The 24538-nt window shown below is 68.9% G+C and carries 17 protein-coding genes; 12 read left to right on the top strand and 5 right to left on the bottom strand.

The genetic code is table 11. The features are described from left to right. The first annotated feature begins 526 nt into the window (after positions 1 to 526). From BL254_RS20275 to BL254_RS20250, 6 genes are all read left to right on the top strand, one after another. Positions 527 to 2176: an ABC transporter substrate-binding protein gene (locus BL254_RS20275; protein ID WP_083731248.1), complete on the top strand. Its 1650-nt coding sequence runs from the start codon at positions 527 to 529 to the stop codon at positions 2174 to 2176. Between the two features lie 280 nt (positions 2177 to 2456). Further along, positions 2457 to 3797 carry an NtaA/DmoA family FMN-dependent monooxygenase gene (locus BL254_RS20270; RefSeq protein ID WP_076844594.1) on the top strand — a complete coding sequence of 447 codons (1341 nt, stop codon included), beginning with the start codon at positions 2457 to 2459 and terminating at the stop codon, positions 3795 to 3797. Further along, complete coding sequence (locus BL254_RS20265) at positions 3797 to 4831, top strand: LLM class flavin-dependent oxidoreductase (protein WP_047224307.1); 1035 nt, start codon at positions 3797 to 3799, stop codon at positions 4829 to 4831. The genes BL254_RS20270 and BL254_RS20265 overlap by 1 nt, the downstream gene beginning before the upstream one ends. A gap of 186 nt (positions 4832 to 5017) precedes the next feature. Further along, positions 5018 to 5959 (top strand): ABC transporter permease, encoded by a 942-nt coding sequence (locus BL254_RS20260; RefSeq protein WP_047224306.1) that lies wholly within the window; start codon positions 5018 to 5020, stop codon positions 5957 to 5959. After that, positions 5956 to 6807 carry an ABC transporter permease gene (locus BL254_RS20255; RefSeq protein WP_076844592.1) on the top strand — a complete coding sequence of 284 codons (852 nt, stop codon included), beginning with the start codon at positions 5956 to 5958 and terminating at the stop codon, positions 6805 to 6807. The genes BL254_RS20260 and BL254_RS20255 overlap by 4 nt, the downstream gene beginning before the upstream one ends. Before the next feature lie 55 nt (positions 6808 to 6862). Next, positions 6863 to 8497, top strand: coding sequence for an ABC transporter ATP-binding protein (locus tag BL254_RS20250; protein ID WP_076844589.1), 1635 nt, complete (start codon positions 6863 to 6865; stop codon positions 8495 to 8497). A gap of 281 nt (positions 8498 to 8778) precedes the next feature. On the opposite strand, the gene BL254_RS20245 is transcribed toward BL254_RS20250, so the two are convergent. Next, the gene (locus BL254_RS20245) at positions 8779 to 10998 is read right to left on the bottom strand and encodes an NADP-dependent isocitrate dehydrogenase (RefSeq protein WP_076844587.1); all 2220 of its coding nucleotides are present in this window, start codon (positions 10996 to 10998) and stop codon (positions 8779 to 8781) included. Positions 10999 to 12112: 1114 nt separating this feature from the next. Here BL254_RS20245 and BL254_RS20240 point away from each other — a divergent pair. The 3 genes from BL254_RS20240 (at position 12113) to BL254_RS20230 (ending at position 16886) form a co-directional block, all read left to right on the top strand. Then, a complete protein-coding gene (locus tag BL254_RS20240) occupies positions 12113 to 13297 on the top strand; it encodes an ABC transporter substrate-binding protein (RefSeq protein ID WP_175648432.1) in 1185 nt (394 codons plus the stop codon). 77 nt (positions 13298 to 13374) lie between these two features. Then, a complete protein-coding gene (locus BL254_RS20235; protein WP_076844583.1) occupies positions 13375 to 16128 on the top strand; it encodes a branched-chain amino acid ABC transporter permease/ATP-binding protein in 2754 nt (917 codons plus the stop codon). Further along, positions 16125 to 16886 (top strand): ABC transporter ATP-binding protein, encoded by a 762-nt coding sequence (locus BL254_RS20230; RefSeq protein WP_013873299.1) that lies wholly within the window; start codon positions 16125 to 16127, stop codon positions 16884 to 16886. Before BL254_RS20235 ends, BL254_RS20230 begins: the two co-directional genes overlap by 4 nt. Positions 16887 to 17093: 207 nt before the next feature. On the opposite strand, the gene BL254_RS20225 is transcribed toward BL254_RS20230, so the two are convergent. After that, entirely contained in the window at positions 17094 to 17834 is a 741-nt protein-coding gene (locus BL254_RS20225; RefSeq protein WP_083731252.1) for an SDR family NAD(P)-dependent oxidoreductase, read from the bottom strand. A gap of 736 nt (positions 17835 to 18570) precedes the next feature. Between BL254_RS20225 and BL254_RS20220 the strand changes: the two genes are divergently transcribed. The 3 genes from BL254_RS20220 to BL254_RS20210 all read left to right on the top strand — a co-directional run bounded on the left by BL254_RS20220 (position 18571) and on the right by BL254_RS20210 (position 21409). Continuing rightward, positions 18571 to 19779 carry a cytochrome P450 gene (locus BL254_RS20220; protein ID WP_076844581.1) on the top strand — a complete coding sequence of 403 codons (1209 nt, stop codon included), beginning with the start codon at positions 18571 to 18573 and terminating at the stop codon, positions 19777 to 19779. A 184-nt stretch (positions 19780 to 19963) separates the two neighbouring features. Beyond that, complete coding sequence (locus BL254_RS20215; RefSeq protein WP_047224326.1) at positions 19964 to 20161, top strand: ferredoxin; 198 nt, start codon at positions 19964 to 19966, stop codon at positions 20159 to 20161. Positions 20162 to 20521: 360 nt separating this feature from the next. Further along, entirely contained in the window at positions 20522 to 21409 is an 888-nt protein-coding gene (locus tag BL254_RS20210; RefSeq protein WP_047224325.1) for a hypothetical protein, read from the top strand. An 85-nt stretch (positions 21410 to 21494) separates the two neighbouring features. Here BL254_RS20210 and BL254_RS20205 read toward each other — a convergent pair whose 3' ends face one another. The 3 genes from BL254_RS20205 to BL254_RS20195 all read right to left on the bottom strand — a co-directional run bounded on the left by BL254_RS20205 (position 21495) and on the right by BL254_RS20195 (position 24496). Beyond that, positions 21495 to 21833: a hypothetical protein gene (locus tag BL254_RS20205; protein ID WP_047224300.1), complete on the bottom strand. Its 339-nt coding sequence runs from the start codon at positions 21831 to 21833 to the stop codon at positions 21495 to 21497. Between the two features lie 268 nt (positions 21834 to 22101). Further along, positions 22102 to 23256, bottom strand: coding sequence for an acyl-CoA desaturase (locus BL254_RS20200; protein WP_235433710.1), 1155 nt, complete (start codon positions 23254 to 23256; stop codon positions 22102 to 22104). Positions 23257 to 23416: 160 nt separating this feature from the next. Next, positions 23417 to 24496 carry a ferredoxin reductase gene (locus BL254_RS20195; RefSeq protein WP_076844579.1) on the bottom strand — a complete coding sequence of 360 codons (1080 nt, stop codon included), beginning with the start codon at positions 24494 to 24496 and terminating at the stop codon, positions 23417 to 23419. Positions 24497 to 24538 lie beyond the last annotated feature (42 nt).

Genomic DNA, 24538 nt, shown 5'->3' with positions numbered 1-24538 from the left:
ACCACCGGGGAGCATGACCGGTGATCCGGCACGGATCCACCGCGTCATCTCGGCCCTCTCGGCCCTCTCGGCCCTCCGGGTCCGCCCGGTCCTCCCGACCCTCCCGCACCGGGAGTTGTCCCGACGTCGTCCGCACGGCCGGGCGTGCGCGTCCGGCCGGATGTTGTTGGCGACATTGAACGGATGCCCGAGCGGCATGAAGCATTGTCAGGGAGCGGGTCGTCGCACGGCCGGGTGAGCTCCTGACGGCCGGCGGCACAGGCGGGGTGCGGGCGAGGTAGAACTCGCCTCCCGCTGCCTGGCGAGGACCACGAGAATCCGCGCCGGTGGCCCACACCCACCGTGTCGAGAAACTCCGCCCGGCACCGACCGGGCCATACCCACAAAGCCACCGGACCGCCGCCTGGACTTCCGGGCCCGGCATTGCCGGACACAGGATTTCCGGGCACCGCGCTCCCCGCGAACGCACGCTCCGGAAGAACTTCCACATATTTTGTCGACGAATAACTGACGAAACGGAGTCCTTATGCATTCCCGCAGGAGTTTTCTCACCCTTTCGGTGGGCTCAGTGGCCCTGTTCGGCCTGGGCTCAGGCCTGGTGGCCTGCGGGGAGGACTCCTCGCCGAGCGAGACCGGCGGGACGCCGAAGAGCGGCGGCAGCATCACTTTCGCCACCACCGCCGAGCCCGACAGCTGGGACCTGCACGTCTCGGTCTCCACGCTGTCGTCGTTGATCCTGCGCGCCGTGTACGACTCGCTGGTGCACCAGAAGACGGACGGCACCTTCGAGCCGTGGCTGGCGAAATCCTGGGAGATCTCCGACGACGGCCTGCGGTACACGTTCCAGCTGCGCGACGACGTCACCTTCCACGACGGGACCCCGTTCAACGCCGAGGCGGTGAAGGCCAACTTCGACCACATCGTGGATCCGGCGACGCAGTCCAGGAACTCCAAGACCCTGCTCGGTCCCTACGACCGGACCGAGGYCACCGGCGACTTCACTGCGGTCGTGCACCTGAAGTCACCCTATTCACCGCTGCTCGGCGTGCTGAGCAGCACGTATCTGAGCTTCCACTCGCCCGCCGTGCTGCGTGCCAATCCCGCCGACATCGCCTCGGGCGGCAAGTTCCTGGTGGGCACCGGACCGTTCGTGTCCTCGTCGCTCACCTCGGGGCAGAACGCCGTGTTCACCCGCCGCCCGGGCTACCGTTGGGCGCCGGCCTCGGCGGGGCACCCCGGGGAGGCTTACCTCGACCAGTACGTCGTGCAGTTCCTCGCCGACGACGCCGCCCGGGTCGGCGCGCTGACCTCGGGGCAGCTCGACGTGGCCGACCAGATCCCCGCCACCAGGCTCGCGCAGTTGCGCGGCCAGCCGGGCATCAAGCTGGTCAGCCGCGAGAGCGTCGGATCGCCGTTCACCTATTCACTGAACGTCACCAAGGCACCGTTCACCGAACGGGATGTGCGTATCGCGTTCCAGTCCGCCGTCAACGCCGAGGCGATCACACAGGGCCTCTTCCAGGGCACCTACTCCAACAGCCGGTCCGTCCTGACCTCCTCCACCCCGGGCTACGACAAGTCCGTGGAGGGGATCTGGGGCTACGACAAGAACCGCGCGATCAGCCTGCTGGAGAAGGCCGGCTTCACCACGACCGACGGCGATGGCTATCGGACCCGCAACGGAGAGCGACTGAGTGTGACGCTGGCCTTCGCCGCCTCCTTCACCAGCGAGGAGCAGCGGAACTACCACACAGCGTTGAAGGACGCGGTCAAGCAGGTCGGTTTCGAGGTCGTCCTGCGCCCGCTGGACACTCCGTCGATCGTGCAGGCGTTTGCCACGGGCGACTACCACCTGGGATCCGGCTCGCCGTCGGCGATCGACGGCTCGATACTGCGCACGCTGTTCTACTCCAGCCAGTTGCCGGGCGTCGGCGGGGCGAACGCCGCCAGGGTCAACGACCCGGAGGTCGACGGCTGGTTGGACGAGGCGCTGCGCACGCGCGACGTGGCGGGCCAGAACGTGCTGTACGGCAAGGTGCAGCACAAGGTCCTCGCCGAGGCGTACGTGCTGCCGACCTTCGTGTCGAAGCGCACCTACGGCGTGCAGGAGCGGGTGCAGGGCTTTGCGCTGGGAGCGGGGAACCTGCCGACGCTGTCGGACGTCTGGGTGAGCTAGCCCTCGCGTAGCCCTCGTCCCGGGCTCCGTCCACGCGATCGAAGATCTGCTGGGCGGGGCCCGGACGCCGGCCGACGCTGGTCGACGACGAACTGCCCGACCTGGTCGGCACCGCCGTCCGGGAACGGGAATGCCTGGCCGGCCGGCCGGTGGCCGTTCATGCTGATACCGAGCGTGAGTATCCACAGGCCTGACCGGCCTGACTCAAGGATCGCTTTAGAACCGGATGCCAGTATCCCTCCGGGGCCTGCGGCGTGTCCCGGAAGAGACGGAGGAGCGAATGTCGTCAGATCTGGGTGGACGCGAACTGCACCTCAGCGTTCACCCGGTGGCAGCCGGGCACCATCCGGGGGCGTGGCGATGGCCGGGCGCGGACCCGCTGGCGTTCTCCCGCATCGAGGGCTACCTCGAGGTGGCGCAGGTGGCCGAGCGTGGGCGGCTCGACTCCATCTTCCTGGCGGACGTCCCGGGCCTGCACGCCGACATTGATGACTATCCGCAGCTCAACGGCCTCGAGCCGACACTGATCCTGACCGCGATGGCGGTGGTCACCGAACGGATCGGGCTGGTCGGCACCGCCTCGACCACGTTCAACGAGCCGTTCAACATCGCCCGCCGGTTCCGGGCGCTGGACCTGATCAGCCACGGCCGGGCCGGCTGGAACGCGGTGACCACCTCGGGCCCCCGCGTCGCCGGCAACTTCGTAGCGGACGAGCCGAGCAGCCGCGCCCGCTACGCCAAGGCCGAGGAGTTCGTCGCGATCGTGCTCGACCTGTGGCGCAGCTGGGCGCCGGACGCGCTGGTCGCCGACGTGGCATCCGGGCTCTACGCCGACATGTCGAGGATCCGGCCGATCGACCACCACAGTGAGTTCTTCAGCGTGCGGGGGCCGCTGAGCCTCCCGCCGTCCGAGCAGGGCTACCCGGTGCTGTACCACGCGGGCGTCTCCGACGACGTGCRCACGCTGACCGCGCGCACCGGCGAGGCGATGTTCACGGCCGTGGTCGATATCGACACGGCCCGCGCCGAGCTGGACGTCGTGCGGTCCCGGGCGGTGGCCTTCGGCCGTCCGGCGGACGCGGTGCGCTTCCTGCCCGGGCTGGTCACCTCGGTCGGCGGCACCGAGCGGGAAGCCCTCGAACGACGCCAGGCCCTCGACGAGCTGTCCGGCACCCGCGGCGCGGTGCGCGGGCTGGCCGCGCAGCTCGGGCTGAACCCCGACGATCTGGAGCTGGACCGGCCGGTGCCACCCGCCCTGCGGGGCAGGCTGCACGCCATCCGCGGCCACGCCCGCCCGGCCGCACACCGCGCCCTGGAGGGGCAGACGGTACGGGACATCATCCGGCGCGGTGGCGGTGGCGGCCACGTCGTGGCCGTGGGCGACCCCGAGCAGATCGCCGACCTGATCCAGACCTGGTTCACCTCCGGCGTCGTGGACGGCTTCACTCTCATGCCGGACGTCACCTTCGACGGCCTGCCGGCCTTCGTGGACCACGTCGTGCCGGTCCTGCGCCGCCGCGGCCTGTTCCGCTCGGAGTACCGGGGCAGGACGCTGCGCGAGCACTACGGGCTGCCGATACCGGACGTCGCCACCCGCCGGCCGCTGGCGAAGGCCCTGTGATGGTCGCCCTCTCCCTCGTCGACCAGGGCCCGGTCTCCGCGCAGACCAGCCCGGCGCGGACCATCGGCCACTCGGTCGAGCTCGCCCAGCTGGCCGAGGAGCTCGGTTACACGAGGTTCTGGGTGGCCGAGCACCACGGGGTACGCAACATGGCCTTCGCCGCCCCGGAGATCCTCATCGGCCACATCGCGGACCGCACCAGCCGGCTGCGGGTGGGCTCCGGCGGCATCATGCTGCCCAATCACACGCCGCTGCACGTCGCGGAGCAGTTCCGGACCCTCGAGGCGCTGCATCCGGGCCGGATCGACCTGGGTCTGGGCCGCTCCACCGGCACCGGTGACGACCCCACCCGCGACGCGCTGCTGCGCACCCCCGACGCGCTCGAGAAGTTCGGCGAGCATCTGCGGCAGCTGCTCGGCGTCGGCGGCCGGGTGCCGCTGGACCCGGACGACCCGTACCGGGAGCTCGTCGCGTCACCGGCCGGTGTGCCGTTGCCGGCGGTGTTCCTGCTCGGCTCCAGCGTCAACAGCGCCGAGCTCGCGGCGCGCGCCGGGCTGAGCTACGCGTTCCTCTGCGTCAACCAGGATCCGGACGTGGCCGTCCAGGCGCTGCGCCGCTATCGCGTGCTGTTCACCCCGGTGGCGGAGGGCGACCGGCCGCTGGCGATCCTGGCCACCCGGATCTGGGTCGGGGAGGACGACGAGCACGGGGAGGCACTGGCCGCCCCCGAACGGCTCGCCGTGCTCGACTACCTCAGCGGCGACCCGCGCCCGCTCGAGTCCGTCGAGCAGGCGCTGGCCCGCACCAGCCGGCTCACCGACGCCCAGCTCGTCGCCCGCGACAAGGTGGACCTCCGGGGGGACGTGGTGGGCGGCATCGACCGGGTCGCCGGCCGGCTCGCCGAACTCGTCGAGGCGAGCGGGGTGGACGAAGTGATGGCCATCTCCAATATCCACAGCCCGGAGGATCGCCGGGAGTCCGTCCGGCGGCTGGCCGTGGCCGTCGGGCTGTGTCCGGCGCCGGTGAGCCGCTGAGCGAGCGAACCCCCTGACCGGTGGACGCGGCGGCTCCACCGGCCAGGAGCACGGCGTGACGGGTGTGCCGTCCCAGCCGACCAAAAAATGTGATCAAGAAAATCGGAGCTCTCATCCATGCGCACTCGCAGGGACTCTCCTGCCCTCTGGGCGGCTTCCCCGGCCGCTGACCCGGTGAGCTGACACGTGTACGCTTCGTTGCCCCGGTTCCTGCTACGTCGGCTCCTCACCGGGATCCTGGTCCTGTGGGGCGCGGTGACGGTGACCTTCTTCGCGGTGAGCGCGGCCGGCGACCAGGTGGACGCGATCCTCGGCCCGCAGGCGGCGAACCTCCCGGGCCTGCGCGAGCGGGTCGCCGCGGAGTACGGGCTCGACCGACCGCTGCCGGTGCAGTACCTCGACCGCCTGGCATCGCTGGCCACCGGCGACTTCGGCCGCTCCTACCAGCGCAGCCAGCCGGTGACCAGGCTGCTTGGCAGCCAGATCCTGCCGACCCTTCAGCTGGCGCTGAGCGCGGCCCTGGTCGGCCTGCTGCTCGCGCTCATCGCCACCGTCATCACGGCGGGCCGGGGCCGGATCGTACGGACGGGCACGTCGGTGTTCGAGGTGCTCGCGGTGGCGGTCCCGCCGTTCTGGCTCGGCATCCTGCTGCTGTCGCTCTTCTCGTTCAACCTGCGCTGGTTCCCCGCCTTCGGCTCCCATGGCATCTCCGGCCTGGTGCTGCCCACGCTGGCGCTGGCGATCCCGCTCTCCGGTGTCCTCGCGCAGGTGATGCGCCAGGAGCTTGAGCTGGTCGAGGGCAGACCGTTCGTGCTCAGTGCCCGTGCCCGCGGCCAGAGCCGGCTCGGCCTGCTGCTGCGGCACACCCTGCGGCACGCGCTGCTGCCGGCCACGACGATGTCCGCCTGGGTGCTCGGCACGCTCGTCGGCGGCGCCGTGCTGGTGGAGAAGGTCTTCTCCCGGCCCGGTCTCGGCACCGTGCTGGTGAACGCCGTGCAGCACCGCGACACGCCGGTGGTGTCGGCCGTGGTGATCCTGGCCGCACTCATCTTCGTCGTGGCCAACACCCTGGCCGACACGCTCTACCCGGTGATCGACGCGCGGCTGCGGGAAACGAGCCGGGCATGAGCGCGACGACAGCGGCCTTCGACACGGCCCGGCCCCGGTGGCGGGCCACCCGCGGCTCGCACATACTGCTCGCGATCAGCACGCTGGCCGTGGCCCTGATCGTCGCGTTGCTGCTGTTCCCCGGCGTCTTCGCGCCCTACGCGCCGGACACCAACGACGTGCAGCACACCTTCTCCCCGCCGAGCTCGACGCACTACCTCGGCACCGACCAGCTCGGACGGGACGTCTTCTCGCGGCTGGTCTACGGCGCCCGGTACTCGGTGACCACCGGCCTGGTGGCCACCGCGATCGCGGTCGTGGCGGGCTCGCTGGTCGGCCTGACCGCGGCGGCCGGCAGCCGGCTGGCCGACGCGCTGATCATGCGGTTGACCGACGTCTGGATGGCGTTCCCCGAGGTGCTGCTGGCGCTGCTGGTCATCGCGCTCATYGGGACGGGCTCGACGCAGATCGCGGTGGCGATCGGGGTGGCCGCCGTGCCGTACTACGGCCGTCTCGTGCGCGGGCAGGCACTCGCCGTGACAAAAGCCGAATACGTCGAGGCGGCGAAGATCCTGGGCGTACCCGCGTGGCGGTATGTGCTGCGCCACGTGCTGCCCAACGTGGGCGGGCCGGTCGTGGTGCTCGCCTCGCTGGGGACCGGGAGCGCCATCGCCGCGGCGGCAGGGCTGAGCCTGCTCGGCCTCGGCCCGCTGCCACCGACTCCGGAATGGGGCGTGATGCTCGCCGAGGGACAGACCTATCTGGCGAACGCCTGGTGGATCGCGGTGTTCCCGGGGCTGGCCATCGTCGTGGTCGTCCTCGTCTCCACCACGCTCGGCCGCAGCCTGCAGGCAAGGAGCCTGCGGTGAGCGGCCGGCGGGCGGGGAGCCCGCTGAGGACCAACCGGCAGGCAGGGGGCCCGCGGTGACCCTGGTCGAGGTTGCCGGGCTGGAGGTCTCCTTCGGCCACGAGCCCCCCGTGGTACGCGACATCTCGTTCACCATCGAGGACGGTGAGTGCCTGGCACTGGTCGGGGAGTCCGGCTCGGGCAAGAGCGTCACCGCCCGGACGCTGCTCGGCCTGGCCGGCGAACGCGCCCGGGTCCGGGCGCGCACCCTGCGCGTCGGCGGCGCCGACGTCAGGAGCTTCTCCCAGCGTGACTGGCAGCGGCTGCGCGGCAAGTCGGTCGGCATGGTGCTGCAGGACGCGCTGGTGTCCCTGGATCCGCTGCGCCGGATCGAGGACGAGGTGGCCGAGTCCATCCGGCTGCACCAGCGGGACAGTACCCGTACCGAGCGGCACCGGCGCGTCCTGGAGGTGCTCGCCGAGGTCGGCGTCCCAGAGCCGGAGCTGCGCAGCCAGCAGTACCCCCACCAGCTCTCCGGCGGGCTGCGCCAGCGCGCCCTGATCGCCTCCGCCGTGGCGACACGGCCCGATCTGGTCATCGCGGACGAGCCGACCACGGCGCTGGACGTGATCGTGCAGCACCAGATCCTGCAGCTGCTCGAAGAGATCAAGGAGCAGGGCCGGGGCCTGCTGCTGATCAGCCATGACCTGGCGGTGGTCGCGAGGCTGGCCGACCGGATCGCGGTGATGCTCGACGGCCGCATCGTCGAGACCGGGCCCACCGAGCGCATCGTGGGCAGCCCCGAGCATCCCTACACCAGGTCGCTGCTGGACATCGCCCGTGGCCGGCGCGCGCAGCGCCCGCCCCACACCGGCGGGCAGACCCTGCTCGACGTCGACGCGGTGACCAAGAACTTCGGCGAACGCCGTGCCGTGGCCGGGGTGTCACTGACTCTGCGGGCGGGCGAGACGGTGGGCCTGGTTGGCGAGTCCGGCTCCGGCAAGAGCACGCTGGCACGGATGGTGATGGGCCTGACCGAACCCGACGAGGGGCGGATCCTCCTGCGCGGGCAGCCCTGGTCGGGCACGCCGGAACGTGCCAGGCGGGTGCAGCGGCAGCACATCCAGCTGATCCAGCAGGATCCGCAGGCGGCGTTCGACCCCCGCCACACCGTCGGGCGCATCATCGCCGAGGCACTGCCCGGCCAGCGCGGCGCCCGCCGCCGGGCCCAGATCACCGAACTGCTGGCCACGGTCGGGCTCGACGCGCACTTCGCCCACCGCCGTCCGCACCAGCTCTCCGGCGGGCAACGGCAACGGGTGGCGATCGCCCGGGCGATCGCCCCGCAACCCGAGGTACTGATCTGTGACGAGCCGGTCTCCGCGCTGGACGTGTCGGTGCAGGCCCAGGTGTTGGACCTGCTGTCCGAGCTGCAGCAGCGCCTGGGCATCGCCCTGCTGTTCATCACCCACGACCTCACCGTCGTGGAGCAGATCAGCGACCGCCTACTGATCATGAACAACGGCGAGGTCGTGGAGGAGGGGCTCACCACGGCCGTGTTCGACAACCCGCAACATCCTTACACCAACGCGCTGCTGCAGGCCGCCCCGCGCCTGCCCCTGCTATCGGCCACCGCCTCACACGGTAGAGCTCCCGAACCGCGTGCGGCCACCGACAGCTACCAAGAAGTACCAGCAGTCACCGACAGCTAGCGGCAGGAACTGACAAGGCTGTCCCGGGCGCGGCCAGGCCCGTCCGGGACACAGCCCCCGCACCCGGGATGACGAACCGCGGGTCGATCCGCTTCCAACGGAACCGCGCCTGCTCCGAAGTGGAGCGGACGGCCGGCTGTCCCCCGGCACGGACGACTGCCCGCCCGGGCGACCAGTCGTAACCGGCGGCCTCGCGTCCGGGCTGGGACAGCGCTCTCCCCCGGGCCGGCGGTGGCCTGGACTGGAAAGGAAACCGCCGGCCCGGCGGGAGGCGGATCCCGTCAGCCGAGGATCGCCAGGGCCTCGTTGAAGGTCGTCGAAGGGCGCAGGACCGCCGCGGCCCTGGCCGGGTCCGGCTGGTAGTAGCCGCCGATGTCGACCGGCGAGCCCTGGACCCCGACCAGCTCGTCGACGATGGTCCGCTCCTGCGCGGTGAGCGTCTTGGCGAGGCCGGCGAACGCGTCCGCGAGCTGCGTGTCGTCGGTCTGCGCGGCCAACTCCTGYGCCCAGTAGAGGGCCAGGTAGAAGTGGCTGCCACGGTTGTCGATGCCGCCGAGGCGCCGGCTGGGCGACCTGTCCTCGTTGAGGAAGGTGGCGGTCGCCCGGTCGAGGGTGTCGGCGAGCACCTTGGCGCGCGTGTTGCCCGTCGTCTGCGCGAAGTGCTCGAAGCTGACCGCCAGCGCGAGGAACTCGCCCAGGCTGTCCCAGCGCAGGTAGTTCTCCTTGAGCAGCTGCTGGACGTGTTTGGGCGCGGACCCACCGGCGCCGGTCTCGAACAGGCCGCCACCGTTGATCAACGGGACGACCGAGAGCATCTTGGCGCTGGTGCCGAGCTCCAGGATCGGGAACAGGTCGGTGAGGTAGTCGCGCAGCACGTTGCCGGTGACCGAGATCGTGTTCTCGCCGCGGCGGATCCGCTCCAGGGAGAACGCGATCGCCTCGACCGGCGACCTGATCTCGATCTGGAGACCCTCGGTGTCGTGCTCGGGCAGGTACGCTCTGACCTTCTCGATCAGCGTCGCGTCGTGCGCGCGGCCGGGGTCGAGCCAGAACACCGCCGGGTCGCCGGTGGCCCGGGCGCGGGTGACGGCGAGCTTCACCCAGTCCCTGATCGGCGCGTCCTTGGTCTGGCAGGCGCGGAAGATGTCGCCAGCGGCAACCGGCTGCTGAAGCACCACGGTGCCGGCCTCGTCGACAAGGCGCACCGTGCCCGCGGTGGGGATCTCGAAGGTCTTGTCGTGGCTGCCGTACTCCTCAGCCGCCTGCGCCATCAGGCCGACGTTGGGCACCGAGCCCATCGTCGTCGGGTCGAAGGCGCCGTGCGCGCGGCAGTCGTCGATGACGACCTGGTAGATGCCGGCGTAGCTGCTGTCGGGCAGGACGGCGAGGGTGTCCGCCTCCTGGCCGTCCGGGCCCCACATGTGGCCGGAGTTGCGGATCATCGCCGGCATGGAGGCGTCGACGATGACGTCGCTGGGCACGTGCAGGTTGGTGATGCCGCGGTCGGAGTCGACCGCGGCCAGCGCGGGGCCGTCGGCCAGCTCGGCCTCGAAGGACGCCCTGATCGCCGCGCCGTCGGGCAGCGCGTCCAGGCCCCTCAGGATGGCGCCGAGCCCGTCGTTGGGGCTCAGGCCCGCCGCGGCCAGCGGCTCACCGTAGGTGGCGAAGGTCTTCGGGAAGAACGCCCGCACCACGTGGCCGAAGATGATCGGGTCGGAGACCTTCATCATCGTGGCCTYCAGGTGCACCGAGAACAGCACACCCTCGGCCCTGGCCCGGGCGATCTGCGCGGTGAGGAACTCCCGCAGCGCGGCCACCCGCAGCACGGCGGCGTCCACGACCTCGCCGGCGAGCACCGGCAGGGTGGCGCGCAGCACGGTGGTGCTCCCGTCGGCGCCGGCCAGTTCGATGCGCAGCGAGCCGTCCGTGGCGATGACCGCCGACTTCTCGGTGGCGCGGAAGTCGTCGGCGTCCAGGGTGGCGACGTTCGTCTTCGACTCGGGGCTCCACGCGCCCATCCGGTGCGGGTGCGTCCTGGCGTAGCTCTTCACCGACGCGGGGGCACGCCGGTCGGAGTTGCCCTCGCGCAGCACCGGGTTGACGGCACTACCCTTGATCTTGTCGTACCGGGTGCGGACCTCCCGCTCCTCGTCGGTGCGCGGGTCGTCCGGGTAGTCCGGCAGGGCGTAGCCCTTCTGCTGCAGCTCGGCGACGGCCGCCTTCAGCTGCGGGATCGACGCCGAGATGTTCGGCAGCTTGATGATGTTCGCCTCGGGGCGGCGGGCCAGCTCACCGAGCTCGGCGAGCGCGTCGTCGATGCGCTGGTCCGCGGTGAGACGTTCGGGGAAGCTGGCGATGATCCGCCCGGCCAGGGAGATGTCACGGCTTTCGACGCTGACACCGGCCGTGCGGGCGTACGCCTGGACCACGGGCAGGAGCGAGTACGTCGCCAGGGCCGGGGCCTCGTCAGTGTGCGTGTAGATGATGGTCGAATCAGTCACCGATGCTCCGCTTCACGTCTGCTTCGTATCCTTATCAAGGTTATGTCTTGATCTTCTCCGCTACCTTGATTGCGAGCAGGCATGTGGCGGCAGCCGTTGACGGGTGGCCAGGCCAGCGCCCGCGGCACCCGTCCCCGCAACTGCCTGCCGAGCCGGTAGGTCGGCGGGTAGGTCGCTGTCCGAGCCCGGGCGACACCGCCGACAAGTACGTTCTTACCACTCCCGCCGGGTCGCCGGCCCTCGGTCACACCGTTGTCGGCGGGATGGCACTACAACCGGGGCGACGGTCGCCGCTTCGGCGCGGGCCGGTTCGCCTACACGCTCCGTGACGCCTGACAGGCCGGATTCGATTTTCCATGAGGATGCCACGGCGGAAGATGTCACGGTCCGTCAGTGAAAGGCTGACGACGTCGACGGACGGGCCGAACTGGCGTTGGCGTGAAAATTCCGCATTGACCTGTCATCCGGGGTCCTCTACGGTGTCCGAACGAACAGTTGTTTGTAATCTACATCACCATCAGCCACCTCCCCCCACGGGTACGCCGCGACCCGAAGGCCGAGGACGGAAGACCGCTCGGACTCCCGGCCACACAACCCTACGAGATCAGTTTCTTCCAGAGAGCGACAGAGGCCGTCATGGACAAAACGGTTTATATCTCCAGAAACCCGTAGACGCCACAGCCGTCGACTGCCCGCGCCGGTGGAGCCGACAAGCCGCCCCGCGCCCTGRCCCGACCCGCAGCGCCCCGGCTCGACGACCCGGAACCCGACCGGCCCGCGAAAACCATCTGATCATGCAATGTGCCAGCGCAACGGAGGATGCCAGATGACTGACGATTACGAACCGTCGCCGAGAAGACGCGAGAGCCAGGCACACACAAAACCCGCCGGGAACGCGGCCCCACGCCCGGAACAGCCGAGAAGGGGGCGTTCGGTCGGCGAGCGGCTCATCCGTATCCGGTCCGGTGAGACAGAGACGGAAAGCACACCGGCTTTATGCACCAGCCAGCACCGGCGCCCACACCGACACCCCTGGTCGCTGTCCGGACGCCCGCGCCCCCGGCTCCTCGCACGGCGGCGCGGAATCGTTGCCATCGCCGCGATGATCGCTGCGGTGACAGGCCTTGCCGCCTGTTCGTCGGATGACAACGGCAGCGGCAACACGGCGAACGGTTCGGGAGCGCCCGAAATCGTCGTGGGCAACATCGGGACGTACACCGGCCCCACCGCGTCCTCCCAGGCGCAGGCGCAGGACATGGCAAAGGCCTGGGCATCGTGGGTGAACGCCCACGGCGGGATCAACGGGCGCCGCGTCAAACTGATCGTCATGGATGACGGGGGGAACGCGACGACCGCGCTGTCCCAGGTCAAGAAACTCGTCGAGCAGGAACACGTCGTCGCGATCATAGGAAACCACTCGAACTCGKACGTGAACTGGGCGTCCTACATCAGCGGCACGGACGTGCCCGTCATCGGCGGCACCTCCCTGGACCTGCCCTTCGTGACGAACGCGTCCTTCTTCCCGGTCGGGCCGTCCGTCATCGCGGGGCTGTACGGAGTGCTGCAGATAGCGAAGTCGACAGGCCCGAAGATGGGCCTGCTCTACTGCGCGGAGGCGCCGCAGTGTGCCAGCGCGGTGCCGCTGTACTCGACGCTGGCCAGGGCACTCGACCTCAGCATTCCCTACAACGCGAAGGTGGYGGCTTCGGCGCCCGACTACACCTCRCAGTGCCAGGGCCTGAAGGAGGCGGGCGTCCAGTCCGTGAGCGTGCTGGCGCCGTCCGACACCGTCGTCCGCGTGCACCGGGCATGCGCGGACCAGGGAATCAACGTCCCGGAGGTGGCCCAGGACGGCACCGTCACGACCACCTGGCTGAAAGAGCCGTCGCTCAACGGAATGCGGGCCGTCGGATACGTCGCGCCCTTCTATGACAGGTCCATACCGGCGACCCAGGAGTTCCACGACGCCATCCAGCAGTATGCGCCGGGTATCGAGGCGGTGCTGTCCGAGCAGTCGGCCGACGTCTGGGCCAGCGGAAAGCTCTTCGAGGCCGCGGTCAGGGCCGCGCCCGCCGGGGATCTCACGGCCGCCGCGGTGAAGAAAGGCCTCTACAACCTCAGGGACGAGACGCTCGGCGGCTTCACCGCCCCGTTGAACTTCGTGGAGGGAAAGCCGACCTCCATCAAGTGCTGGTTCACGCTGGGCATCGAGGACGGCAGGTTCGTCGGGCCGAAGGGCCTGGAGACGGAGTGCGCCCCCGCGTCCGTCGTTGATCCCGTGGTTGCGACCCTCGGCTGACCAGTCCCCGGGCTGGGCCGGCATCCTGTCGTGGTTTCCGTCCCAGCCCGGCTCTCTGACCGTTTGGGAGTTCCAGAGTGACGACCCTACTTCCGTTCCTGGTCGCCGGGCTGACCACGGGCTCTGTCTACGGGATCGCCGGGCTGGGCCTCGTGCTGACCTACAAGACGTCGCGTCTGTTCAATTTCGCGCACGGCRCGCTCGCCACCATCGCGGCCTTTCTTTTCTACACCCTGCACGTCCAGCACGAGGTACCCTGGCCGCTGGCCGCGTTGATCTGCGTTCTCGTCGCAGGCCCGGTCCTCGGGCTTGTTTTCGAGCTGGTCGGCCGAATGATCAGCGATCGTTCCCTGCCGGTGCGGGTCGCCGGCACGGTCGGCATTCTGCTCGTGGTGCAGGCGGTGATATCGCTCGTCTACGGCACGGCGGAGACCCGCAAGGTACCGCCGTTCCTGGGAACGCATGTCCTCCGCGTGGCGAACACGAGCATCACCCAGGACAAAATCATCATCTGGATTATCGGCGCCGCGGCGACACTCGCGCTCTTCCTCGTCTTCAGGTACACCCGGCAGGGCCTTGCGATGCAGGCTGTCGTCGACGACGTCGACCTGCTCAACTGCGCCGGCACCAGCCCCGTGCGCGTCCGGCGGTTGGCGTGGGTCATCGGTGTCTCGTTCGCCGCGCTGTCAGGTGTGCTGCTGGCACCGCTCATCACCCTTGACGGGGTGACGCTGACGCTGCTGGTGGTCCAGGCTTTCGGCGCGGCTGCCATCGGCAGGTTCTCGAATCTTCCCGCCACCTATCTGGGCGGTCTGCTCATCGGTGTGGGCGGYGCTCTGTGCTCGAAGTACTTCACCACCGGTCTGCTGGCGGGAATACCGACCGCGCTGCCCTTCCTCGTCCTGTTCGTCGTTCTGCTGGTCTCCCCTCGCAGCCGGCTCGGGGAACGGGCCATGCCGTTGTCACGGTCCGCGGCGCAGTGGCGTTTCCCCCTCCCGTTCCAGCTGGCAGGGGGAGCAGGCTTCCTGGTCCTCCTCCTGCTCGTTCCCGAATTTGCCGGGCTGCACCTGACCGACTGGACCCTGTTTCTGACCTCGACGATCCTCTTCCTCTCCCTGGGCCTGCTGGTACGCAGTTCGGGACAGGTGTCGCTCTGCCACGTGGGTTTCACCGCGATCGGCGCGGCCGCTTTCTCGCACCTGACCGTCGGCCACGGACTGCCGTGGTTCTTCGCGCTGCTGCTGTCGGCTCTCGTCGCGGTGCCGATCGGCGCCATTCTCGCGATTCCGGCGATCAGGCTGTCCGGACTGTACCTCGCCCTGGCGACGCTGGGATTCGGCATCCTCCTCGCCTACATGTTCTACACACAGGACTACATGTTCGGCAGTATAGGTGCCGGGCTGACCGAGCCACGGCCCCATCTTGGCGGGCTCGACCTCGAAAGCGACCGCGGCTACTACTATCTGGTACTGGTATTCACCGTCATAGTCACGGCCATAACCGTGGTACTGGTACACAGCCGGCTCGGCCGGCTGCTGCGGGCRTTGGCCGACAGTCCGACAGGACTCGCCTCCAGCGGCACGTCGACCAACGTCACCCGTGTGCTGGTCTTCTGCATCTCGRCCTTTCTCGCCGCGGCATCGGGCGCGCTCGCCGGCAGCGCGGTCAGCACGGTGACAGCCGACTCCTACCAGCCGTTGACGTCGTTGCTCTATTTCTCCCTGATCGTCATCAGTCTGGGCGGTGAGCCCTGGTACGCGCTGCTGGCCGCCGCGGGCCTCACCCTGATTCCGTCGTACGTAAGCGGCGACAACATCGCCACCTATCTTCAGCTCGTCTTCGGTGTGGCAGCGCTCCTTCTCGCGGTCACGCCGCCGTCGCTGCGGTCCGTCCCCGCGGTGGTCCAGCGCACCGCCGAACGGCTCGGTCGCCAGCCGCTCACACGCAGGCCGCGCGCGCACGGCGCCCGCACCGGCGCCGACGCCAGGAGCAGTGCCAGCGCCGCTGCCAGCACCCGCCCCAAGGTCGCTGTCGGCACGCTCGCGGTACGCGGGCTCGGGGTGAGGTTCGGCGGCCTGGTGGCCGTGGACGGCGTCTCCTTCGAAGCCCGGACCGGACAGATCACCGGTCTGATCGGTCCGAACGGGGCCGGAAAGACCACGACCTTAAACGCCTGCTCAGGGGTGCTCCGACCGACGAGCGGGAAGATCTCCTTCGACGGCCACGACATCTCCCGGCGGGGCCAGGCCGTTCGGGCCCGGCTCGGTATCGGCCGCACGTTCCAGCAGATGGAACTGTTCGACTCGATGACCGTACGTGAGAACGTGGCGCTGGGAGCGGAGGGCAACTTCGCCGGGGCCAATCCGCTCAGCCACTTCCTGAGTTCGAGCGGGCAACGGAACCTCATCAGGCAGAGCGCCGAAGAAGCCATCCGGCTCTGCGAGCTGGATGATGTCGCGGAATCACTCGTCGGAACCCTGTCGACGGGGCTGCGCCGGCGGGTCGAGTTGGCCCGCGGCCTCGCCGGACCGTTCCGCGTCCTCCTGCTCGACGAACCGTCGTCCGGCCTCGATCGGGCGGAAACCAGCCGGTTCGGCGAGACCCTCCAGCGCGTCGTGCGGGACCGGGGAATCGGCATCGTGCTCGTGGAACACGACATGGCGCTCGTCAACGAGATATGCGACCACATCCATGTCCTGGACTTCGGTAAACCGGTCTTCGACGGAACGCCCGACGAGGTGATGGCGTCCCCGCTCGTGCGGGCCGCCTATCTCGGGGGCGACGCCGTCGAAACCGTCACGCGGCAGCCCGTCGGGGAAGTGATGTCATGACAGCAGCAAATGGTGCCGCCATCGCGGGCGACACGAAACCGTATGCCCTCTCGCTGCGGGGAACGCAGTCGGGTTACGGCCGGTCGACGGTGTTGCGAGCGGTCGACCTCGACGTGCCGGCAGGCGGCGTGGTTGCCCTCCTCGGCGCCAACGGCGCGGGCAAGACGACGCTCCTGCGCACCGCGGCGGGTCTGAACAAACTGCAGCACGGCCACATCTCGATCGGCGGCGCCGACCATTCGGACACTCCGCCGTATGCGCGTACCCGTGCCGGCCTGTGCCTCATCCCCGAGGGCCGGGGAATCTTCCGATCCCTGTCCGTGCGGCAGAACCTTCGTCTGCTGCGGCCACCGTGGCTTCCGGAGATCAGATCCGACCGGGCGCTGGAAGCCTTCCCCGCACTGCGGCAACGGCTCGACGACGTTGCCGGCACTCTTTCCGGGGGGCAGCAACAGATGCTCGCGCTGTGCCGGGCCTACCTGTCGAATCCACAGGTCATCCTGGTGGACGAGGTCTCCATGGGCCTGGCACCACGGATCATCGACGAGATCTTCGCGTCGCTGCGGCAGCTGGCCGCGAGCGGGGTGTCGCTGGTCATTGTCGAGCAGTACGTGGAACGCGCGGTCGAGTTCGCGGACGCTGTCGTCGTGTTGCGGCGCGGGAAAGTGGTGTTCAACGGGACGCCGGACACGCTGGATCACAACGCGCTCGTCAACAGTTACCTCGGATCAGGGGATCCGGTGGCCGACCGATCATAGGAACCGCGTCCGGCGGATATCGGATACGGGCCAGAACCGATCCGACGCTGAACTCATGATGCCGGCCGCACATGCGATGCCGGCCACTCCTGGCAGCACCGACCCCCGGCGCCACTGGACCATGCCTGGTCCGGGTGGTGCCGGGGGTCGGCGGATACGCCCGGCGGACGTATCGACGTGATGTCCCGACGCGGCGATCAGAGGCGATCAGAGGGTGGTGTAACCACCGTCGATCAGGATCGTGTCACCGGTGATGAACGACGACTCGTCACTCGCCAGGAAGACGGCCAGCCGGCCCACCTCGGTGGGGGTCCCGTATCGTCCCAGCGGTGTCGCCCTGACCACGCCCTCGATGAGCTCCGGCGGGAGGCTGTCGGTGATCTGTGTCCGGATCGGCCCCGGGCAGATCGCGTTGACACGGATGTTCCGGCTCGCGTACTCCGCCGCCGCGGTCTTCGTCAGCATGGCCACGGCGCCCTTTGCCGCRCAGTAGGCGGGCATTCCCGGGAAAGCGACCATCGCGGCCATCGACGCCGTGTTGACGATTGTTCCCCCGCCGTTCTCGAGTAACTTCGGGATGGCGTAGCGCATACCGAGGAACACCCCTCGCCCGTTCACACCGAAGACCCGGTCGAACTCTTCCTCCGGATATTCACCGGTATGGGCGACCGCACCGTCGATACCCGCGTTGTTACAAAGGACGTCGAGCTTTCCGAAATGGGAGACGGCCGCGTCCAGCATGCTCCGGACGTCCGCACCCCTCGACACATCGGCGTGCACCGCGTAGCAGTCGCTCCCGAGTCGCTTGGCGACCTCCTCCTGCTGGCCCGAGATATCGACGGCGACGACCCTGGCCCCTTCTTTCACGAACTCCTCGGCAATGCCGGTGCCGATTCCCGAGCCCGCCCCGGTGACGACAGCAACTTTCCCTTCGAGTCGCCCAGCCACGTCGCTCCCCTTTCCAAGATCCATTCGATCGAACGATCATTCGCCCCGATACTAGGCCCGCCCAGRGAAAAAAACAACGGTTTGTTTCACTCCTTTTCCCGGACGGGGAACGCGGATCGGCACCTGCCACGACAGCGGCACGCGTCGATCCGGAGAGCCACGGCGGCCCGCCCGGCAACAGGGTGGCAGGACATTGCGCCAGCACACCCGCGCACGGCCGGCCACGCGGTTTCCCGCGACCCCGGTACCGATGGCCAAAGCCCGGGGTGCGATCCAGATTAGGCTCCTGACCTGGGACTATGCCTCATCGCGAACTCCGGGTGACGCTCGACTGTGACCTACTTGACAGATCAAGTAGCGCCTGTTATGTTCATAAAAACAAACGTATGTTTGTATTGCACCGAAGGGAAACTGTACCAAAAGACAGGAGGTACCCGGACGGTACGTTAGCCCGTACGGACGCAGGATGGTGCGCCAACAGCAATCCTGGCACCGAACACCGACACTCGGGCAGCACAGTCGCACGCAACAGGTCGGACCGCGGGGCGTCCGACCCGAATCCTCACCGCCGCCGCGACGGTGCAGTGACGTATTCCGGCCGTCAGCGGCCTGGCCCACGACCGCATATCGGTCGCAGTTGGCGCCGACCGGCGCCCACCAGCATGCCGTTCCTCGGCCACGGGAAACCAGCCAGCTACCGCGCGACCCGAACCGCACGTTCAATGGAGGTGCTCTTGTGACCACGAGCGAAGGATTCMGAAGGGACATCTTCTCCGACTTCGACATCGAGGACCCGGAGTTCAACGACCGCTTCTACGAGGTCCTCGACGAGTTTGTGGACAGATGCCCGGTCACCCGCAGCAATGTCGGGAACGGGTACTGGCTGATCAACCGGTATCAGGACGTCAAGCGCGCCGGCCAGGACTGGCGGACCTTCAGCAGCGCCAAGGGCTTCGAGCCCAACCGCGACCCGGAACGCCCCTACCTGATGMCGGAGGAGTCGGATCCGCCCCGTCACAACCTCTGGCGGAACGCGCTGAACCCCTACTTCTCCCCGGACGCGATCAGCGCCTTCGAGGACTCCATCCGGACGGAGGCCGTCACCCTCATCGACGCTTTCATCGACAGGGGTGAATGCGAGTACATCAAGGAGTTCTCGTCGGTGCTGCCCGGCTCGGCGATGTTCAAGAACCTGCTGGGCCTGCCCACCGACGACGTCCCCATGCTCATCAAGCACATGGACGCGGGCTTCTACGGGCCCAAGGAGGAACGCACCGAGAACCTGACCAGGGCATTCGTCCATCTCGGCGAGTACCTGGGCCGCCGGGCCAAGGAGCCGCCGCGCGGCGACGTGGTGGACGTGATCGCGGCAGGTGTCGAATACGAGAACGACGAGCCGGCTCCCTGGCAGGACCGGGTCTCCATCATCACCGACCTCGCGCTCGGCGGCATCGTGACCGCGACGTTCGTCATGTCGGGTGCCATGTCCCACCTCGCCACCCACCCCGAGGACCGCAAGGCGCTGGTGAACGATCCGAGCCTGATCCCCCAGGCGGCCGAGGAGTTCGTCCGGTACTTCCCACCGGTGGTCGCGCTCGGCCGTTCCGTGACCACGGATGTCGAGATAGGCGGGCACCATTTCAAGGAGGGTGACTTCGTTCTCCTGAACTACGCGGCGGCGTCACGGGACCCGAAGGCCCTGGACAGCCCCAGGGAGTGCAACATCTTCCGGGAGCGCGTCCCCCACTCGGCCTTCGGTGTCGGTGTCCACCGCTGCATCGGCGCCCACCTGGCGCGCCTGGAGATCAAGGTCGCCCTCGAGGAGTTCCTCCGCCGTATCCCCGATTTCAACCTGAAGCCCGGCACCCGGCCCGAGTACGAGACCGGGATCCTCCGCAGCATGAAGAAGCTTCACCTGGAGTTCCCGGCGCAGCGCGGCGCATAGTCGGGACCGTACGGTGCCACCGGGCAGCGGGCACAGATCAACGCCGTTTCGTCACCGTGCCCRCCCTATCCCCGTGGGTCACGACTGTCCCGGGCATGGTCCGCGGTCTCCGGCCGCGAGAACCGCTGACGGTTGGCCGCACGAACACCACAGGCCTCTGAACGAATGATGGATGGTGACGACCGTGAAGGTCAGCGTCGACAACAGCAAATGTGAGGCACATGGCCAGTGCAACATGATCGACGAACAGATATTCACCCTCGACGACCAGGGTTACAGCAACATCGGCAAGGACAAACCAGTACCCGAGGGGTTAGAGGACAACGCCGATCAGGGCGTGTACAACTGTCCCGTGAACGCGCTGTTCATTGACCACTCGTAGTTTCACGGACCACTCGTAGTTTCACTGATCGCTCGTAGTCCGCTGTCGAGGATCCGGCCGGGCCCCGGGCCGGCGCGCCGTGGGCACGGTAGTCGCGGGACCACCTGGCCGGTTCCTCATAACGGCGGCCGCCGTCCTGCCCGGGCCAGCGCACTTCGGGGCCTGCGGGGCGACGGGCCCGGCCCGGCCACCGCGTCCGTCACCGACGGTTGCGCAGCAGAGCCGACGGACGACCGAAGATTCGAAGCACCCTTCTGGAGAGTGGCAGCCCCGAAGTTCGCACCGTGTCGCACGCGATAGTATTCGGCCTCGTTCCGTGAACGATCGTTCCATACAGACGTTCCATACAAAGAGGTGAACATGGCCGGTCTGTCAGTTGACGCGTGGGGGGCGTTGGCACATCCGATTCGCGAACACCCACCGGCGGAATCAGCGCCGTGGAAGGACAACGCGTACCTGGGATTCTGGGACCCCGAACACGACGTCTACGGGACGATCCACGTCTCCACGTCGCCGAACTCCAGGGACACCCTGGCTCGGGCGAGCCTGTCGGTGCGCGGGCGCACCGCCGAGGTGGCCGAGGAACTCGCGCCCGCCAGCTTCACCAGCCCGTCGATCGCGTTCGACCTGGCGGGCAGGATCACCGTCGACGCGCCCGGGCTGCGGGCGAAGCTGGAGCTCGCCCCGCTGTTCACGATCGGCGACTACCGTGCCACGGACATAGTCGCCGACCTCGTTCGGGACGCGCCGTTGCAGCACGTCGAACAGTTCGCCCGCGTCGCCGGTGAGGCCGAGGTGGCCGGTGAGACCACCACCGTCGACGGCGTCGGCTTCCGCGACCGCACCTGGGGCTACCGGGACGAGTCCGTGTCGATGCCGGAGTACTTCGCGCTCATGGCGGTCTTCCCCGGCCACGGGCTGGTCGGGCTGCGCTTCGCCCAGCCCGACGGTGGCGAGCGCACCGCCGGGTTCCGGCTGGACGACGACACCGCGCTCGCGGTGTCCGCGGTCGCGCCGATCACGCGGGACGCGTCCGGGCTGTTCGCCGCGGTCGACGTCACTCTCGCCGACGGGCAGCGGCTGCGCCTGCGCCGTACCCGCCGGACCGCCGGCTTCTGGGTACCGATGGGCTGGGAGCGCACGGCGCCGACGCTGAGCGCCTACGACGAGTTCGTCGAGATCCGCACCGACCGCGGCGACACCGGCTTCGGCATCGTCGAGCAGGGCATCATCCGCCAGCTCGTCTGAGCCTTCCAGGCCGTCCATCCGCAACCTCGGACAGCTTTCGGTAGCTCCCCCACTGGCCGGGGGTGGAGCTGCCGAAAGCCACTCTCTAGTTCTGGATCTCGACTGGCCCCTCGTCGAAGACCGTGATGTCCGTGACGATGTATATCGGGCTGGGCCAGTCGACGTTGACGACGAACGTCACCCCGTTGTTCGGATCCCAGGGCGCGCCGTGCGGGGCGATATTGGACACCGTCACGTTCGCCGCCCCGATGAACCGCTGGTGGTTCTGGTCGACGAACCCGCCGTGCGCGTCCGGGTCGGTCACCGGAAGATACTCGCTGGCCGCGACGTGCACGATCGAGTTGGCGTTTATCGCCCCCCAGTTGAAGTTCAGCAGTTGACGTCCGTGCTGCTTCCCCCAGTATTTTCGAATGTGTTGCGGCATCGCAACCACCCCTTTCTTGGCAAAGCCCGGCGGAAAACTTCTCGCCATGCCGGTGGGACCGTGGGGAGCCACCTCTCGGCGGGAAGCGGGCGCGCCCCGGGCCGATGCGCGCCTGCTGTCGTCGCGCCACGTCACTGGACGTGACTGCTCACAGTGGCGAGTCTGCTTCGCCCGAAGGCGGCCGGCATCAGTGGTAGCCCTGAAAAACCGGGCCTCCGTGAAGACGGTCTCCCTCGGGGCTGTCGGGGGTGGTCTGGACCGCGACCGCTCAGACCACGCGGCGGGAAACCGTAGCCGTCCCGACGAACTTCTCCCGCTGGCGGCGGATCCCGCGTACGCGATCAGCCATGCGGTGCGCGGCGGCGGTCCTGGTGGGCCCGGTGGTTTTCTCCGCGGGCGGCAGCGCGAACCTGAAAATCTTCTTCTCGACGGAGAAGAACTGCCTGGACAGCCGACCGGTGTTGTACGGCAGGCCGTAACGCCGGCATATCTCCCGGACCTCGGCGGCGATTTCGGGGTAACGGCGGGCCGGGACGTCGGGGAACAGGTGGTGCTCGATCTGGTGGGACAGGTTGCCCGTCATGACGTGGAAGAGCCGGCCGCCGGTGATGTTGGCGGAGCCGAGCAGTTGGCGGTAGTACCAGTGGGCGCGGCTCTCGTCTCGTGTCTCCTCCTCGCAGAACGTGGCGACACCCGTCGGGAAATGGCCGCAGAAGATGATGGTGAACGCCCAGACGTTGCGGACGAGGTTCGCCAGCGCGTCACCGGCCAGAGTGGGCAGCAGCCGAGGCCCGGTGAGCAGCGGGAAGAGGACGTAGTCCTTGAGCGTCTGGTTGCGGACCTTGCGCAGCATGCCCCGGTGCAGGGGTCTGGTGTCGGCCCAGGTCCGCTCACCGGTGACGATCCTGTCGACCTCCAGGTCGTGGAGCAGCACACCCCACTCGAACAGGAGCATCAGCAGGAAGGCGTAGAGCGGGTTACCGAGACATCTCGGCTCCCACCGCTGCTCCTCCCCCATCCGCAGGAGGCCGTAGCCGAGATCGCGGTCCCGACCGACGATGTTGGTGTAGGTGTGGTGGATGTAGTTGTGGGAGTATTTCCACTGCCCGCTGGGGCAGACGGTGTCCCACTCGTACCCACGGGAGTTCAGATCCGGGTCACCCATCCAGTCGTACTGGCCGTGCAGGACGTTGTGGCCGATCTCCATGTTGTCGAGGATCTTGCTCACGCTGAGTGAGGCAACCGCGAGCGGCCAGGCCGGCGGCAGGTAGAACAGCGCGCGGCCGGCGGCCTCGAAGGCACGCTGGGCCCTGACGACCCTGCGGATGTACGCGGCGTCCTTCTCACCGAGATCGTCGATGATCCGCTGCCGGATCGCGTCCAGCTCGGCGCCGAACGCCGCAAGTTGTTCGGCGGTGAGCATGACAGGCCGGGTGGGCGGGGTGGACCGGGCGGGCGCGGGCGGCCGGGCGCGTGTGGTGAAACGGCTGGGTGCGGCGGGCCGGGCAGATGTGACGGGCGAGGTGGTCACGGTTCTTCCTTTCTTCCGGTCTTCCGGTCTTCCGGGTGCCGGTGGGCGGCCTCTATCTCGACGGCACAGGTATCTCGACGGCGCAGGTGCCGACGGGCGCGGACACGCAGATGCGGATGTCCTCGTCGGGCTGGCGCGACTCCTCACCGGTACGCACGTTGCGGACGACCCCCTCGGTCTTGTGGGACGTGCAGGACAGGCAGATGCCCATGCGGCAGCCGAACGTGGGCGCAAGCCCGGCGGCCTCGGCCTGCTCGAGCAGGGTGGCCCCGCTGTTGGGCACGGTGGCCACGGTGGCGCCGGCCCTGGTGAAGATCACCTCACCGCCGGCCGGGCCGCGTACGGCAGGCGGCCGGAAGTACTCCACGCGCAGCCGGTCGCTGCCGGCGTAGGCGTCCTGGATCCTCTCGATCAGGCCCGCCGGGCCGCAGGCCCAGGTGTCGACGTCCCGGTAGCCCGGCATCAGCCGGGACAACTCGGCCGGGGTGAGGCGGCGACCGCCCTGCCGCGGGTGGACCAGGTGGACGTGGACGTTCGGGGGCAGCGCGGCGAGCTCGCCGGCGAAGATCTGGTGTGCCGGCGACCGTGAGTAGTGCAGAAACGTGATGGTGCCGCCGTAGCCGCGCCGCAGCAGCGTGCGGACCATCGACATCACCGGGGTGATGCCCGAGCCGCCGGAGATGAACAGCAGCTGGCGCGGCGGCGGCTCGGGCACGGTGAACGCGCCGGCCGCCCGCGACAGGTGGACGACCAGGCCCGGCCGGGCACGGCCGACGAGGTAGCTGGAAACGACCCCGTCCGGGTTGGCACGCACCGTGATCGTGATGCGGCCGCCGCGGCCGGAGGCGGGCGAGGAGACCGAGAAGCACCGGATGTGACGGACACCGTCGATCTCGACGCCGAGCTGGACGTACTGGCCGGCGAGATGGCCGGGCCAGCTCCCGGTGGGCTGGAGGGTGAGCGTGGCGACCGGGGCGCCGGCGTGGGTCTCGGGCTCGACGCGGACGACCCGGGCCCGGATCTCGTTCACGGCCCACATCGGGTTGACCAGCTCGAGGTAACGGTCCACGCCGTGCGGCGAGGTGAGGGYCGCCACCACCGGCGACCGCAGCAGAGCCTGGACGAGCGTCATGGCTGTCCTCTCCGTTCAGGCTTCTCCGTTCAGGCCTCTTCG

The sequence above is a fragment of the Protofrankia sp. BMG5.30 genome (assembly GCF_001983005.1).
GTDB classification, from domain to species: domain Bacteria; phylum Actinomycetota; class Actinomycetes; order Frankiales; family Frankiaceae; genus Protofrankia; species Protofrankia coriariae.
The sequence above is the reverse complement of the archived record's forward strand: the minus strand, read 5'-3'. Positions and strand labels throughout refer to the sequence as shown.